The organism is Pseudarthrobacter sulfonivorans, assembly GCF_024391045.1.
Lineage (GTDB): Bacteria > Actinomycetota > Actinomycetes > Actinomycetales > Micrococcaceae > Arthrobacter > Arthrobacter sulfonivorans_B.
Genome location: NZ_JANFCZ010000001.1, coordinates 1 through 16,490, shown reverse-complemented (window position 1 = coordinate 16,490; position 16,490 = coordinate 1). Strand labels below are relative to the sequence as shown.

The 16,490-nt window shown below is 60.3% G+C and carries 9 protein-coding genes; 5 read left to right on the top strand and 4 right to left on the bottom strand.

Annotation, left to right across the window (positions count from 1 at the left end):
- Positions 1-293 precede the first annotated feature (293 nt).
- Complete coding sequence (locus NQJ30_RS00045) at positions 294-1,211, top strand: GIY-YIG nuclease family protein (protein ID WP_255767600.1); 918 nt, start codon at positions 294-296, stop codon at positions 1,209-1,211.
- Positions 1,212-1,489: 278 nt separating this feature from the next.
- Here the strand turns inward: NQJ30_RS00045 and NQJ30_RS00040 are convergent, their stop codons facing one another.
- A complete protein-coding gene (locus tag NQJ30_RS00040) occupies positions 1,490-2,107 on the bottom strand; it encodes a DUF4230 domain-containing protein (protein WP_255767598.1) in 618 nt (205 codons plus the stop codon).
- A gap of 316 nt (positions 2,108-2,423) precedes the next feature.
- Between NQJ30_RS00040 and NQJ30_RS00035 the strand changes: the two genes are divergently transcribed.
- Entirely contained in the window at positions 2,424-3,704 is a 1,281-nt protein-coding gene (locus NQJ30_RS00035; RefSeq protein WP_255767595.1) for a hypothetical protein, read from the top strand.
- Between the two features lie 69 nt (positions 3,705-3,773).
- Positions 3,774-4,001 (top strand): hypothetical protein, encoded by a 228-nt coding sequence (locus tag NQJ30_RS00030; protein WP_255767594.1) that lies wholly within the window; start codon positions 3,774-3,776, stop codon positions 3,999-4,001.
- Between the two features lie 930 nt (positions 4,002-4,931).
- Here the strand turns inward: NQJ30_RS00030 and NQJ30_RS00025 are convergent.
- Entirely contained in the window at positions 4,932-11,366 is a 6,435-nt protein-coding gene (locus NQJ30_RS00025) for a DUF4011 domain-containing protein (protein ID WP_255767588.1), read from the bottom strand.
- A 194-nt stretch (positions 11,367-11,560) separates the two neighbouring features.
- Here NQJ30_RS00025 and NQJ30_RS00020 point away from each other — a divergent pair, with 194 nt between their 5' ends.
- Positions 11,561-11,875 (top strand): hypothetical protein, encoded by a 315-nt coding sequence (locus tag NQJ30_RS00020; protein WP_255767585.1) that lies wholly within the window; start codon positions 11,561-11,563, stop codon positions 11,873-11,875.
- Between the two features lie 6 nt (positions 11,876-11,881).
- Here the strand turns inward: NQJ30_RS00020 and NQJ30_RS00015 are convergent, their stop codons facing one another.
- Positions 11,882-12,811: an HNH endonuclease gene (locus tag NQJ30_RS00015; RefSeq protein WP_255767584.1), complete on the bottom strand. Its 930-nt coding sequence runs from the start codon at positions 12,809-12,811 to the stop codon at positions 11,882-11,884.
- A gap of 236 nt (positions 12,812-13,047) precedes the next feature.
- Here NQJ30_RS00015 and NQJ30_RS00010 point away from each other — a divergent pair, with 236 nt between their 5' ends.
- Positions 13,048-15,405, top strand: a complete 2,358-nt coding sequence (locus NQJ30_RS00010; RefSeq protein ID WP_255767580.1) for a HelD family protein — start codon at positions 13,048-13,050, stop codon at positions 15,403-15,405.
- Here NQJ30_RS00010 and NQJ30_RS00005 read toward each other — a convergent pair.
- A partial coding sequence (locus tag NQJ30_RS00005; protein WP_255767579.1) for a hypothetical protein occupies positions 15,402-16,490 on the bottom strand: 1,089 nt, incomplete at its 5' end. The two genes, NQJ30_RS00010 and NQJ30_RS00005, sit on opposite strands and share 4 nt — an antisense overlap.

Genomic DNA, 16,490 nt, shown 5'->3' with positions numbered 1-16,490 from the left:
CTGACATTCGGCGCTGGGAGATCAACCTGCTCTACGCGGTGCATCGGGAAACGACCTGATCATGTCCCTATCCATACTGCATAGTGCCGTTTGTTGATCGTTAAGTCGTCGTACCTGCGTGGCGTCTGGGAAACACAGGTGAACGGCAAACCGGATTAGGGAACTCCGACGCCTTCATGGGAATCCAGGAATATCGCGCTCCAAGCGTTGCCGAGACAAGAGCTGGAAATGCCCTAGACTCATTTCGGCTCGTGGCTGGATGAGCCTAAGCACACGTTCAGAGGACGAGACTCATGGCTGTTGGTAAGCAGGTTCGATTGTTTCTGGTCGACGGCACTCCAGGGGGAATGCTGACGGCAGAGATCATGAACTGGACTGGGCACGTCATCGCGGCCAGCCGGTCTGACCTTGCTGAGCTGCTTCACCGTGAAGAAGTCCAACGCACGGGCATCTACGTCCTGGTCGGATATGGTGTGGAGGATCCAGATGAAACGCTCATCTACATCGGCGAAGGCGACAACGTCGGCGAACGCCTAAAGATGCACCATAAACCCGAAGACAAGGGCGGCAAGGATTTCTGGAACCGCGCCATCGTCCTTACCAGTAAGGACGCTAACCTCACAAAAGCGCACGCCAGATACCTGGAAAGCCGCTTCATCAACATCGCCAAGACCGCAGGCCGCACCACTGTCACCAACGGGACTGCACCGCCTCCCCTTCCGCTCCCCGAAGCCGACAGGTCGGACATGGAGTACTTCATCGATCAGGCCAAGATCATTCTTCCGGTTCTTGGTGTCGACGCATTACGCAGCTTGCCCACCCCAAGCGAAGCTGCCAGTGGCCCGGCAGGCACGGGAAGCACTTCCCCGGTCTTTGAGATGACGCTTACCAACCTCGGAATTACTGCTTATGCTCAAGAGACTGACGGCGAATTCGCCGTTCTTGAAGGATCGGCAGCTCGGCCCGCGTGGGTCGGGACCAATCACGCCTACGACAAGCTTCACCAAAAACTGATCGCCGCGGGCGTACTCATTGCTGATGGGCCCGCAGCCCGTTTCGGGAAGACGCATGTTTTCAAAAGTCCCAGTGCGGCGGGTGCTGTCATTGCGGGACGGACCACCAACGGCCGGACCAGTTGGCGTATCCCTTCAACGGGCATGACTTACGGTCAGTGGCAGGAACAGGGAATCGCGCTGCCCGAGGGGAAATAAATCTAGACACCGCCTCAGCCAGCGCCTCGGTCGTGACCGACTGTGACGAGCCGTATGCCGAGCGACGCCGGGCCCGCCATAGATACACACGAGACCGGAATCGGGCGCTCAGCGGTTCCGCCGAACGACACTGCGGGACCAGTAAGTGCCCCCACGCCAACGTTCAACTGTTGGGCGTGGGCCAAGCCGTATGGGGCACTACGGCGAAACTTGTAGCCTGCGGCAATTGACGTATCGAGATTCGGAACACAACCCCATGATCAGTTGGCCCAGCCCGCTTAATTGTCGAGGAACGTGACCTGAAGTCCGAGCCGGCTGAACATGCCGGTCAGCATCGCTTGTGTGTTGTCCTGGGCCTGCTTTCGAAGCTCCGACTCCTCCGCCGCGGTGGTGATCTTGGTTTCAGCGAGTTTGAAGAACTGTGCTTGTTGAGGCACCTCGATCGCGTCAGCGATCTGGTCCAGCACGCCACGGGCTTGGCTGAAGACATATGACCGGTCGTGGTCGAGATTGGGCCTGTCGAGCTGCGCCTCGGGCAGCCGCACCGTCACCGTCTTCCCGTCCGGGGACAGCATCAGGTCTTTGTCGGCGAGGCCGGAGAGATCGACGTAGGTGTTGACGGTGCCCGCCGCGACAAACAGTGTCCGGCGTCCGGCGATGATGTCAGGCATCCACCCGGCGCCGTCCTCGACGTCAACCACCACTTCAAAATTGCCAATGGCGGCGTGGTATTGACTTACGTCCTTGATCGATTTCAGCAGCGCGGGCTGACTCCGGTCGGTCCGAATTGATTGGAAGGGGTTGAACCCGTTCATATTGACACCAGCAACGGCCAGAACCGCAATGAGCGCACCAACCACAACCAAAGCGATACGCCTAGTGAGTTTGCCGATCATCGGCTCCTTCTCCCCCATGAAACGCATAAAGCCGTTCCGATTGCTGACCCGTTCGGCAGGTGCCAGGTGGGCTAATTCAGCCTCAGTGTAGCGCCCGGGCGCGACTCGAATGGCGTGTGTGCGCCGAGGTTACGGGGCCGTCAGTGGCGGCTAACCCAAGTCCCTGTTCAAAACGCACTAACGGTTTTGTCAACAGGACGGATCCGCGGTGCCAGGCGGATCGCAAAATGCTTCGCCAGCGCGTTCACGTGGACGCCGTTCTCCCCCTCGTTACTGGCGTGCCGTCGTCGGTTACTCGCTGTGCCAGAATGCTCACATGAGCGAAACGACTGAAGTTGGCATCCACGTCTCCGGCGACGCAGCCGTCCTGACAGGAGACCCTGGCCTGGTTAAATCTTTGATGGCAAAGTTGGACATTGACAGCACGCATGCAGATCGGTTGGGGCAAGGATCCGCTGACCTCCTGGCCCAAGCAACGGGGATTGCCGCAGTAGCGGCCGCCATAGATGGTAGCTGGGTGCAGCTCACTCCGGAGTCCACCCGTAGGCTTGCAGAACTTGCCCAGTTCAATCTGTCCCAAGATGGCTTGTTCAGCGGAGTCTTTCGCGGTTCCATGGGCCGCATTGATTCGTTTGCGCAGTTCACCACGGGCGGTATCAATCCGGTGGCTATGGCGAACCTCGCCACGTTGACGGCGACGATGGCGTTGAGGAGCGCAGTTGCCCGGTTGGAAGATCTGGCGGAAGCCATGGACGTCAAGCTCGATCGGCTGCTGAACGACAACAGAACCAAGGCTCTGGGCGACGTGCAGGGCCTAACGGTGGTTCTGACCCGCGCGTTCGAGCTTTATGAGGCGACAGGACGAATCAGCGAAACGGCTTGGTCTCAGATTGCCGGCCACGCGACGTCTCTGGCACAGGCAAGCTCTCATGCTCTGGCCCAGATCAATACCATGACCCAGACGCTCAACGCCAAGTCGCTGGCAGAAAAGGCCTCTGCTGCGGAAACCATTGCCGCCAAAGAGCTGCGCTCTTGGCTCGTTATCCTTGCCGCGGCCCAGGCAAATCAGCAGCGGCTCGAGACCCTCGAACTTGTGCATGTACGCCAGCACGATCCCGATGCAGTTGAAGCGCATGCTGCTGCGATCCGATCAGCTGCAGCCAATCGATCCACTGCTGTCACTGCCAGGGTTCAGGAGCTGGTTGATTCCTTGACGGCAGCAGCAAATGTGAGTGACTTCAATCGGGTCCGTAGTCCGCAGAAAAGCAAGATGCTGCTGGATTCCGCGGAGCGCGCTGTGGAGTTGATTGGGGTCTTCGCTCAGATCTACGGTCTCGACGGCCTGACCACCGGCGAAGTGGAACGGGAGTCCTGGCGCAAGTCCTTGACCGACTTCGCCAAAACCACTGGCAATGTGGTCTCCTCGGGAGCCCGAGCGGTGCCGGTGGGCATTGCAAAGGCTGGTGGGGATGCGGTTATCCGCGTTGCTGGCCAAATTGAGGCGCAGCGAGCCAGCAGCTCGGTAAAGGTGGAGCCCGAAGAGCGTCGCCGTGACGAAGTCGTCACAAGTGATTCGCCGAACAGTGACGCCAGCTAAACGCGGCTGATGCATGCTCATGCAGGACTAGTCTCACGCAAAAGAACAATGGAGGGTAAGGAGTCAGCGGTGGCCGGAAAAGTAAACAAAGCTGCAGCGTTATTGATAGACGCAAAGGGCAAAGCAAAAGCCGGTGGGGCCAAGCTTTACTCCCTGGCCAAAGACCCGGATTCGCAGGCTAAAGCCAAGAAACTATTCGAAGACGGTAAGAGGATGTATCGTGCAGCCACAAGCCCTGAGGCCAAAGCGGCCTACCGTCAAGCAGCGGAAATCATAAAGAAGGCGCGGAAGAAATAACATCGGACACCGTCGCGTCCACGTAACGCCTGCGTGTGTAAAACGCAGGCGGACCATGCCCGGCCACGCCTTCAAATTCAGGTCATGTTGTCGGAGCGCAGGTCCCCTCGCAAACTTGCTGGGACGCTCGGCACATGGAGGCTTAATAGCTTCCACCCTACTCCGAGCTGCGTTCGCTCGACCTCATTCGCAATGGAGCGGAGCCGGAGGCCGCCTTTGTGAAGATCTTCGATTTTAAGGACTTCGTCTGTGTCGTATTTCTTGCCGTGCCGGGGACAACCGCTTTCGTCTGCGATGTTTCCCGAAGGAGACAACAGCAATCGAATGAGCCGGATGGCGACTTCTCGTTGATCTATCCGCATTTCTGCGGCAATCCCCGGTATGTCTCGTCCCCGCTCATAGTGGTCCAGGAGCTGCACCTGTTCACTCCGAGTCCAGCGGCGTTCAGTTCCGACATACGGGTCCAGGAGTCTGGTGCCAGAGTCATTGGTCGAGGTTCTCGTCACGATAGCCGGGGCACTCGGCCGTGCCGGCCCATCCGAGGCACGCGGCTGCCGTTTTTGCGGTACAGGCTTGTCCAGCTGCCGCGGAGCCTTCGGGGATTCTGCCGTCTTCGGCGCCTCCACGGCTGTTGACCTTGCCGTCGGCACAGCTGCTGTTGACACCGGCACTGGGCCAGGCGTGGCCGGCGCTGACTGCGCTCTTTCCAGGGGTTGGATATCCTCTGGGACGGGCGGTTGAGCCGTCGATACCCTCTGCTCTCGCCCGCGGCCGAAGAGCCAACCGGCCAAACATGCCAAGGGGACGGCCAGCGGAGGTTGCTGAAAGGCAATACTGAACGCAATCCAGGCTATGACAACGCCCGCTACCCGCCAGCCCATCGGCCTCTACTCTCGTGCGCGGTGAGAAAGCCGGCGCTGCTCGCTTGAGCTACCCCGCAAGATGCACCACCTCGCCACGCAATTCAAGGCGTTCCGTATCCAAGCCATACTGCAGCCCCTCGTTAAGCCGAGCCGTCACCGCCGGAGTCCTTCGGGTCTTACCGAACAACTTAAGAGACTCTCGGTGCAGGTCGCGGATGGAGATACCCCCAGAACGGCCAACGACGTGGACCATCGCATTGCGTAGCTCGACCACACTGATTTGTTCGGGCTTCCGGTCGATTTCCTCTCCGTTCACCCGGAATTCAGTCCACTCTTTGGGGTCTATTGAGGCGTCCCAGATGAACCCGTCCGCATCGCTGCGGTGAACGGACTCATCCACCACATCCAGGACTGAGTTTGCGCGTTGCGGGTTCATCTTGTTCAGGTTGAACGCGGCACAGGCAAGTTTGGCAAGACGCTCCTGGTGGACAGGGCCTTCCGCTTCAACGATCGCTTGGAGGGCTTCACGAACGGCAAACACGGAACGCCGGGAAGGCAGCGCGTCCAGCACGTCCCTGCCTCCAAGGCGACGGACAGCCCATGGCTTGTATTTGAGGCGGCCCGACTCGACGATGACCGTCGCTTGCCTGGATCCTCCACCCGCCGTAGACAGCAACGAGGCAGGCGTATCAGCTGACGCGGAAGTGAAGGCTGGCGGAAGAGGATTGACGCCCGGCATGAAAGCGTCCGGCTCGTCGTTCAAGTCTTCGTCTCCCCCGGAGAGAGCTGGTTCTTCATCGGGCCCCGCAGCGGCTGTACTGGCCTTCGTAAAAGCAGCCTCCAGCTTGTCCAGCACAACGTTCCGGTCGCTAAGCCACGCCGGCAGCCAAACCCGCTCCACAGCCGGCCAGCGCATCATCCGAGTCAGGACGTCACCGGGAAGACCATCCCGGTCTCCAGCCGTGCGCCGGGCCGCCCAGGCAGGGCTGTCCAGCAGAACGGCCATCAACTGCCGACCGGGCGCGTCCTGTGTGGCAACGCTGATATCCACTTTGAAGTCCGACAATCCCACGTCAGTGGCCACCACAAAGCCCCGGTCCCGCAGTGCGTCCGCGATCTCCTCCCGGTGAAGGTCCACGGCAGCGCTACGGCGTCCGTCATAGGGCAGGGCGCCCGTCCCCTGCTCGGCGAGATCCAGGTAGGAACGCAGGTGCTTGATGCCCACGGAGCTCGTCTCCTCGGCCCGCAGCTCTGATGGGCTGAAGCTGGAGAACACGATGACCTGCCGGCGTGCACGTGTCACGGCCACGTTGAGCCGGCGCTCTCCCCCGGCACGGTTCAGTGGTCCAAAGTTCAGCGGAAGGTAGCCCTTGTCGTTCTTGCTGAAGCCCGTCGAGAAGAGGATGACGTCCCGCTCGTCACCCTGGACATTCTCCAGGTTCTTGACGAACAATCCTTCGGGATCTTCATCGAGGGCTTTGATAATCCGGGCATCGTCCGTGTCTCGCAGGAGCCCCTCAATCAACGCCCGCTGCTGCAGGTTGAACGTGACCACGCCGACTGACGGCGAGTCGCTGGCACCGTTGAAGTGCTTCCGCACCTCCTCGACGACGGCAGCCGCCTCCACAGGGTTGGTGCGCAGGACTTTGGAGGGGCCCGAGCGATGGAACTGGCCGTTGACCCGGACAAAGTTCACGCCGTGACCATGGATCCCCGGATTGGGTGCGCCGTGCGACGGGCCCGGGAACGATGACAGCTTGCTGTCGTAGTACTGCTGGTTGCTGAACGCAATTAGGGACTCATCCTGGCTGCGGTAGTGCCAGGAAAGCCACTGCCGCGGGACCCGCGCCTCGACACACTCGGAGAGAATCGACTCCATGTCCTCGACTGCGGTGATCTCGCTCTCCACCTCGTCCAAGGAATCGCTGGAAGATTCAGCAAACGACGTTGGCGGCATCTGCTTGCTGTCACCGACCACTACCACTGACGCGCCGCGCCCCATGGCACCCACGGCATCAGCCACACGGATCTGGGAGGCCTCGTCGAAGACCACGATGTCGAAGAGATCCGCTCGCGCCGGGAAGAACCGCGCCACCGAATCAGGGCTGACCAGCGTGCAGGGCATGATCTGTGTGATCAGGTCCGCATAGCCCTCCATCAGCTTGCGGACGGTGAGGCCACCGCGTTGCCTGGTCAGCTGGCGCTGCAGCTCCCCCATGCGTCCAGATGTAGACGAAGAGGAAACGCGCCGGGAATTTACGACGCCGGCGGCCAAGTTTCGTTTCAGAAGCTCACGGACCAGCGTGGCTCGCGTCGTGAAGCGGTCGATGGCGCGTTCGTGGGAACTGGCATCGAAATCCTGCAGACCGGTCGCCAGCTTCCGTTCTTCCAGGGAGCTCTCGGCGAGTCCCCGTTCAAAGGCCGTTGCCGCGTCATCGGCTTCGAGTTCACCATTGAGGATCGACGACCGGACGTCCGGAAGCCCTACAGACCTCAGCGGCTCTACGTGGCGCAGCAGCTCAAGCCACCGGTCCAGGCTGTGGGATCCTGTGGCGTCGAGGGCACGTGCTCCACGAGTGTCCCCCCAGACTTCCAAGAACGGAGTGGCTCCCGTCCACCGCTCCAGCTCAGTAGCGTCCACGGCAGGAATTTCGGTGAGTGCATCCCACGAAGCGGCCAGTTCGTACAGCCACGCGATCACATTTTCATGTACCGGTCGGCCGCTTTCAAGGAACGCGCGCAGCCGGGTCTGGAACGGAGCCTCGTTGCCGGCGCTTGGCTGGACAGCCTGCGCTGCCCACCGCAACCAGCCGAGCCTGCGGTTGAGGGCCTCCTTGGCAGGCTCAGTAAGAGGGTTCCAGCCTTCCGGGACGGCCACACCGGGGATGCCATGTGCCTCGGTTTGAAGACCACGGATCTGATGCTGCGTATTTGCGAGATTCTGCAGCAGTGGTACCAGCTCCTTGGGCCGGATCCCGGCCCCCGGGTGCATGACGGCGTCGAGCTCGGCGGCCACCGCAAGCAGCCTTTTCTTGCGCCCGAAGAAGCCGCTGGCCGCGGCCTGCTCGGCGCGTCCGAGAATCTCCGGAAGAGGCAGATCCATGGCCTCCGGCCGGACTTTGTCCAGACCGGGATGATTCACAGCCGCGAATGCTGCCACCAAGTTTTCAAGATGCTGCGCTCCGGCTGACCACTGACCGGACCTAACGTCGTCCAGTGTCCCAACCGGGACACTGCGGTCTTCAAGCAGGGCAGCAAGGACGCGAAGCTCCGAGGAGGAGGTCGCCGACACCGCAACTGAAAGTAACTCATCAACTGAACGGACGGCGTCGAGCGCTTCATCGATGCGGCGGCCCGCATCCGTAATCCGAAGGGCGTCGGCTGCATCCGGTGGAGTCGCGAGGAAGCGCCACGGATGGTTCTTTGCTGGACGGGCCCTGTCGGTGAATTCGGGCAGTTCCCGAAGCAGCGCCCGGACCGGCTCGAGGACAGTGCCGTCGGCGGTGGACGTGAACTGCGTAGTCAGCGGGAGCATAGGGTCGCTGGGATCGAAAGTCAGCGCTTTAGTGCGCGCGCTGTACAGCGACAGCTGAGCGCCGTTCTCCTCGTGAAGGTGGCTGGCGTAGCGAACGAGTCCCCGGCGTGCAGCAGCCAGGTCTGTAGAAGCGGTGTCCAGACGCTGCTGATCCGAACTGAGACTAAGCTCCAGTGCCTGCTTGATCTGGGCGCGGACCATGGCTGGTTTGCTTCCCTTGTCATGCAGGTCAAGGGAGAAGGGACCCATGCCCACCTCTTCGAGACGCTTCTGGACGACATCAAGGGCGGCCCGTTTTTCAGCAACGAAGAGGACCCGTTTACCTTCGACGATGGCCCGCGTCAGCAGGTTGGTGATGGTCTGGGATTTGCCTGTCCCCGGAGGTCCTTCGAGCACGAACGTCCGGCCGGCGACGGCGGAAGCAACGGCCTGCAGCTGGGATGAGTCTGCGGGGATCGGGCATGTCGCGGCGAGGGCGTCGAGGTCAGGCTCCTCAGCTGCTTTCACGGGATCCTGGAAGAGCTCGGTCGGGCTGCTGATGAGGTGGTCCACGAGGCGGTTCTTCCCGAACTGCTCCCAGCTCTCGTCCAGGTCTTTCCAGAGCCGGAACTTTGCGAACTGCAGCATCGACAGGTCCGCCGTGTTCTCCACCCGGAAAGCGAGGCCCTTGGCGGAGACGGCTTCCCTGACGGCGTGGAAAGCGGCGTCGAGATCAATGCCCGAGCCGTCTTCGGCAGGTTCGGCCAGCCCGGGAATCTTGAGCCCGTGCGCTTGGGACAGCTTCTCCAGCAGGCAGTAATTCGGCGTTGACTGACCCGTCTCGTCAAGGGTGACCCGATAGAGGCCCTGCTTTCCGGCGGAGGTCAGGTTCACGGGTACCAGCACCAGCGGCGAGCGCAGTGTGCGGCCATCGAGTTCCCAGAGGAGGCTGCCGAGGGCCAGGTAAAGGTTGTTGGCGCCGGTCTCCTCCAGCTGGGTTTTGGCTTTGTACGCCAGGCCACGCATCTTGGCGTTGTAGGCGTCCTCAGTCACCTCGGCAAACACGGCCTTCTTCGAGCTCAGCAACGCAATCAGCTCGTCCTGGGGAAGGTCCCTGCCGAACCGGATCCCGCGTTCCTGGTGGATGGCGCTGAGCTGGTTGGCCGGGAGCAGGCTGATGGGAGTGCCGTTGTTGATGAGGTCTTCAAACCGGCCCATCCACGAGCTGGGGACTGCGAGCGGGAAACGGGCGGTGTCCGTGAAGTTGATCAGCCGGTTGCGGAGGCTGAGATCCAGGAGGGCGTTCTTCCATTGGGTAACCCGGGGCGGAATGCTCGACGTCGAACGGCCGGGCGCCGCTCCCCGGCCGTGTTTTTCGGGTGCTACTGGCGCGGCTTTGGCTTCCGGGACGTAGTTGGTGACTACGGGCGCCCCGGACTCGTTGGTTGTCCGCGCAGGTAGAGGATAAATTCCGTCCAATCGCGCCCGCCGGACGTCGGTGACGGCTTGGATCTTGTCGTGGCCTGTTTCGATGTAGTCAGATTCGGGGCTGCTCCGCAGCAGTGCTGGCGTGATCGGGTGGCTGCCGGTAAGCACGGTGGTCTCGACCAAGCCAATGAAGCCTCTTTGGACGAGACTCACGAGTTCGAGGGCGTCCTCCGATGCTGCCGTCGGCAAGGTCATGTCTTCTCGCCAGTATCCGAGGAAGGCGTGACCGTCCACGACCCAGAGGAGCGGCGCGATTCCGCAGAACTCCAGCGCTGCTGCCATCACGACTGTGGTGTCGAGACAGGTGCCTAGGCGGCCCTCAAGAACCTGGGCTGGTGTGCGTACCTGCTGGCCCTGCAAGCCCCAGCTGGCGGGTGGCATGCTGTAGCGGATGTCGCGTTGGCTGGCTGCCTGGGCGAGAGCGAAGACGATGTCGTCCACGCGCTCTGCGCCTTCTGTGTAGCCGTCCAGGCTGCTCCGGCCCGTGGCTTTTCCTAGAGCATCGGATGCTTCGGAGACAAGCTGGGCAACAGCAGGGTGATGTGGCTGGACAAATGCTGCCAGGAATTCGTAGGAAACGAGTCCTTTGCCTGCGATCCAGAGCTGGGCCGGGAGGAGCTGCAGACTCGCTTCTCCCTTGCCGATTTCGGCGGCTTCCGCGCCGGCGGCAGCGGACTCGATCGTTACCAGTAGGCGCCCTGGCTGTTTGTCGTTGAGTTCATACATGGTCGTGGCGGACACGTGCACGTCGACGTCGTCCAGGACCATGGCCTGGCCTGCCGCAAGATCCACGTATTGCTGGAAGTCTTCTGAAATCTTGCCGGCGCTGGAATGGACCTCTATCCGAACGACGGCGCCGCGGATCTCAACACCGGGATTGGTGATTTTGATCTGCCGCACGAACTTGAAGCCGTTGTGCACCATGGCGTAACTGAGAGACTCCGCCGCCGTGATCTCGACGCTCACCGCATGCTGCAGGAGCTTGTGGTTTTCCGCGTCGGGCTGGCCGACCGGCTGATCAGATTCGGTTCCAACGGTCGTCTCTGTGACTTCGGGTACTAAGACGACTTCTCCGCGCGTCTTGAATTCGTCGAGAAGAGTGCCAAGTTCTTCCGCTGCTCCGGTTAGCTCCAAGTGCTTGGCTAGCCTCCCAGCAGTATCGAGCGCGCGGTAGGTGTCTGCGTCGTCGAATGCCTCGTTATGGGCCCAGAGATTACGGGTCTGGCGGAGCTCCGATGTGTAGCTGCGGGCGTCGTGGGCGAGGTTGAATGGATAACCAAGGGATCCCAACGGTTCCGTCATAACCCGCAGTTGCACGCTCAGATCAGAGGCGGAATACGTAGTGGGTGCTCGGCCCGCGCTTGCGTCCTTGTGTTCCAGCAGCTTGGGCCAGGAGATGCCAGGCGCGACGCCCGCAAGCACGGACGCAATGTACGACCCAAGATCCGTGGCCAACGCCTCCAGTGCACGTCCGACGTATTCGCGGTTGGAAAGCCCCATTGTGTTCCCCCATCTTCGGCGATCGCCGACCATCAACTTAGCTCAGAGTAATGCCACGAGAGGGCTCTCCCAATCCTGAAGTCGTCAACGCCCGCCCGGGAGCTACTGGACGTTCACGCGCCGATATCCTTGCTTCCTTGGAGTAGCCGGTGCATGGGAGGATTAGAGCCCTGAGAAATTGACGAGGAAGCACCTTGAACGACAGCACCTTTGACATCTTTGCCCAGCCCGACAACGTGCCTGAAGGCCTCGCCGACATACCAATCCGCGACATCCAGGTGCAGCAGCTCCGGGATGCCTTTGCCGCCGCTGGTATCGACTCTATGGACGAGCGGCGAGCAATTATCGAGAGCTGCACTGTCCGTCGGGTAACTACCATAAGAGACCTTCTGGCAAAGGATGTGCGCCTCGTACTCCGGCGTATCGCAGAGAGAAGCCTCCCGTCCAAGCCCACCTCGGGATCTGCTTGGGACAATCGAGATGAAGACACCTGGATTGACAAGCTCTGACTCTCTTTAGCCAGCCCGCCGGAACCGCTCGAAAGCGCGCTCAAGAAGGTCCTCTCGTGGCCTCTCAGCTCTCGCACTCGGCACTGCGATTCGCTTCCCGTGCATCTCCTGCAGTCCATGCCGAAGCATCGGGCCATCTACTTCACGCATCAGTTCTGACCGTATCTGGACCACGAGGTCCGGCCGAATGCCCAGAATGCCGACATCGAACGCTGCATGATGAATCTTGCAGAGCGCCATCCCGTTGACGACGCTCGCAATACCGTCCTCGTCGCGGTCCGGAATGATGTGCGCAGCGTCCAACAGTTGGCCATGCTGAAGACGGCACACCGCGCATCGCCCTTTGTAAGCGCGCATCACTGTTCCACGAAAGACAGCTTGGAAAAGTCGGTGCCGCGCTTCTACTTTGAGGTATCGACGAAGGAACTGCTCCGCGATGCCTTCCGCATGATCGGCAATAGCTGCGGGGTCAGCGTCAATAATGAATTGCCTGTTCTCCTCTTCCTCATCGACGGCGTAAACCGGGAAAATCGGCTTGAAGACACCTTTTCCGACACCGAAAAACCAGATCAACGGAACACCAGACTGCATCGCCGATCTCAACGAGCGATTTGTCGACTCATCCCGTTTGAGTCCCTCCCACTTATACCTCAGCAGCCCGTCATCCTCGTGAATTAGATCGTCGTAGGGCCGAAGAACCCCCGGCGGACGATAGGTCGTCGTTATCGAAAGTGCCGAAGATAAGCTTGCGGGTTTCCATATCCCCTTGACTCGATCCTTGAGCGGAATTGGCCGTCCGTCAAAAATAAAACTCTGGACTTCGGAGTAAGTAAGGTTCCCTGTGCGTTGGAGCGTTTTGCTCGTGAGCCAGGCAAAAGCAGCAGCGCGAAGCCTCGTATCGAAATCGTCCGGCACTCGGCCCGCATTACTAGACATTGGACCAGGCTATTGCCCAGATTCTTGCCTGTAAATCGTACAGCCCCTGCACCAGCGGAAAGGCAGAAATTTTTCGCGTACTCGTGACGATTCGTATTTGGCATCCAGCCGGTCTTGACCGCCAATACCTCAGTGGCGTTCGACGCAAGGTCGACCTTCGCATAGACGCGCATGCCATATACCGTCGTTGTCGCTCCCCTCTGCTTTAATTTGTTCCACGAGTCACAGGGGGCACCATGACTGCACAGTTGCAGGACACAGATCACGACGCTTTTGAGGCCGAAAAGGCACTGGAGCAAGACTATTTTGACGTAGCAAAGCAGGCTTACGACAAGCGGCGCGCCGACGTCGGCTCCTCGACAGTCAGCGGCAACGTCCACGAGCGCTCAAGTCAGCGCGCGGCGCTGATGGACCGCAGAACCCTTGAGCCCTCCGAGGCGGTCGCCACGGCCCGAATGGACTTGGAGGATGGCGAGACCATCTACCTTGGCAGCGTCGCCATCCGGGACGAAAAGTATGACCTCCTTGTTGCTCCGTGGCAGTCGCAAGTCGGCGAAATCTTCTATGAGGCAACGCACGAAGAACCACGAGGGCTTACGCGTAAGCGAATCTTCACCACGAAGTTTAACCGAATCGAATCGTTCAACGACGTGATCTTCCAGGAGCTTTCCGACGATATCTCGGCGGGAACTTTCGTCGGTGAGCAAGACCCATTGCTGGAGGACCTTGGGCGTGGTCGCGGCGAGTTCATGAGAGATATCGTGCGGACCATCACAGCCGCACAAAACCGGATCATCCGAGCCCCCAAGGACCAACTGCTCGTTATTCAGGGCGGCCCAGGGACGGGCAAGACCGCCGTAGCCCTTCATCGTGTGTCCTGGATCCTGTTCAACCACCGAGAAGAGTTGCAGCCGAAAGACGTACTGGTCGTCGGGCCCAACCCGACATTCACAAAGTACATCCGGCGCGTACTGCCCACTCTCGGAGATATCGACGTTGTTCAACAGTCGCTTGCACAGTTGCTTGCGGGCGACTTCGTTCCGCGGGGCCTCGACACGCCAGACGTGGCGCGCAAAAAGGGCTCTGCAAAAATGGAGTCAATCGTCCAGAAGGGGCTGGGTGGACGAGCGCGCGTCCCAGCCGATGGGCTTGAGGTGAAACGGACCGATACTGCACTGTCTGTCTCCGTCTCGAAGGAGGAGGTCGAACAGCTCCTGGCAGGTATCGCCAACAGCGGTCTATATAATCGCCGTCGGGCTCAATTCCGAGCTGCCCTACAAACTGCCGTGGCTGGCAGGATAGACGCCGGAAGAAGGGACTCCGCACCGCTGATCGACCGAGCTTCATTGGAAGAGCAATCCGAGAGGGTGTACCCATCGCTCTCTCCCCAGCAGTTTGTTCGGGAGTTATACGGCTCGAAGGATCGGCTCATTCGAGCAGGCGCCACAGAATCTGAAGTTGGGCTTCTTTACAGGCCAGCGGTCCCGAAAATCGGGGACGAGCCGTGGACGATGGCGGACTTGGGCGTCATCGACTGTGCGGCAGATGCAATTAGTGGCACGCTCAGTCGATATGGGCACATTGTCGTCGATGAAGCACAGGACCTCTCCTATATGCAGCTCCGAGCAGTCCGCAGGCGCAGCCAGAACGGGTCCATGACTGTGGTTGGCGACATCGCTCAGGCAACTTCAGCTTATTCACGCAAAGACTGGAACCAAGTCCTAACGACCCTTGGCACCGAAGGTAACTTCACTGAAGCTGAGCTGAGCATCGGTTATCGCGTCCCGGCACCTGTCTTGGCGGTCGCAGCAAGAGTCCTCGCCACGGCAGCGCCCGGGCTGGCTGCGCCGGAGGCATTCCCGCGGCAGATCGAAGAAGAGCCACGATGGCATGTTGTGGCCGCAGACGAGTTGATGGACTCGGTAGTGATGTCGGTGAAGGATTACAGTTCACGAGGCTTGTTTGTCGGCGTGGTTGTCGCGGAAGCCCAGATGATTTCCGTTCGCACCGCATTCCGCTCAGCTGGAATCAAGTACAGCGAATCGGCCGATGGTGGGTTGTCGCAGGGCATTAATTTGGTTTCCCCTGAGGAGTCCAAGGGTCTTGAGTTTGATGCCGTGGTAGTCGTCGAGCCAGAAGCAATACTGGAACTAGCGCAAGGGGACAAACTCCTTTACATTGCTTTGACGCGTACAGTCCACCATCTCGACGTTATCCTGCGCGCCGACAGGGTTCCGGAAATGCTTGCGGACTTCATCGTCCCCAGTGCCACCGAAGCTGTAGACCCAGCTGCGGACTCCCAAGAAGGCGGCGACGGCCAACCTAAAGCTGGGGCCGAGCCGCTAAACATCGAAAATTACGCCGCAAAAAGCGATCAGGGCACTAGCGCCGAGAAGGATACTCCCAGCACTGACGACGAGGCATCACCGGCAGTGTCGGTTTCGAACGGCGAGCTGAAACCCATGCTTGAACATGTGGCTCAGGGTATTGCCAGGGATTTCTTTGAGGTTCTTCGCGAAATGGGCCCCAGCGTTCAGCAGCGAGTCGTTGATCTCCTTTGGGACAATATAGAAGGCTCAGGCCCTGACAGCTAGTTAGTCTGCGTGTTCGGCAGGTGTGGCCCGATGTAGCCAACGATGATCTTTCCCGCGACTGCGGTCGCATCAAGGTAGTGCAGCCTCGGGGACACCAATCCATGCTTTGCTATGCGGAAATGCGCCCCCATAAACGCCTCGCCACTAGGATCAACCATCGTTGGGACGACCAAGGTCCGCGGAACGGAGTAGCTTGGATTGTTCTTGACGGATTCGCTTTCATCTCGAGCGTGTCGCCCAGGATGGTACGTTCGGCCACCTGGCGGAGGGCTTTCTAGGTAAGCCTGCACGCCCCCGATATCGTCCCCTTGGGCCTTGAATCGCGCGTAGTCGTTGAGCGCCACCAGAATGCTCCATGTCATGCCACACCAGCGGCCAACCGCATCATGGTTGTCAAGGCCTGCGGTGACGTCTTTGTCCCCCGTGTACAAGACATAGGGAAGGTCAGCAAAGGCTTCCACCAGGCTGTTGAAGTTTTGCGGCACGGAAAGCTCGGCAGGTGGAGCTTCATCTAGCTGGGTCCAGTCGACGTCACCGCCCGCTTTCGCCAGCATCGCCCGGAGCTTGAGTTCTGCGTCATGGGCACTTCGGGTTCGCGAATACTGGGCTTCGAGCTGCTCCCATGTGTCCCAGGCGTCTAGCTCGAGGTCGTCTATGAGGTGGCGCAGCTTCGCCTGTTCAACGGCTGCTGCATCGAGCGCGGCCGACTTCTGGTCGATCTTGGCCAGGAGACGCGTGCTCAATGCCTCAGCTGCAACACCGGCTTCCAATAGTCCTCGGACAGTCTCCACGGCCGCGAGGGACGTCTCACCGCCTGCATACTCTTCGACCAGTGAACGCAGCGCCAAATAAATCTCGGCCTGCTCGCCCAAGGGGGCATCGGTTGTCTGAGCTTCCGAATACCCGTCCGTTGCAGCCTGTGAAGCCTTCACGATGTCAGACGTGCTGGACGTCGAAACCGCGGCCTCCCCTTCCGCCACATCATGAGTTTCTGTCGACTCAGACGTAGGTAGGGCGGAAGGTTCGTCTTGTGTCCCCCAACCAGACAACGCTTTTATGGCTGGCGGGGTTAGCCGCAGCTCCAG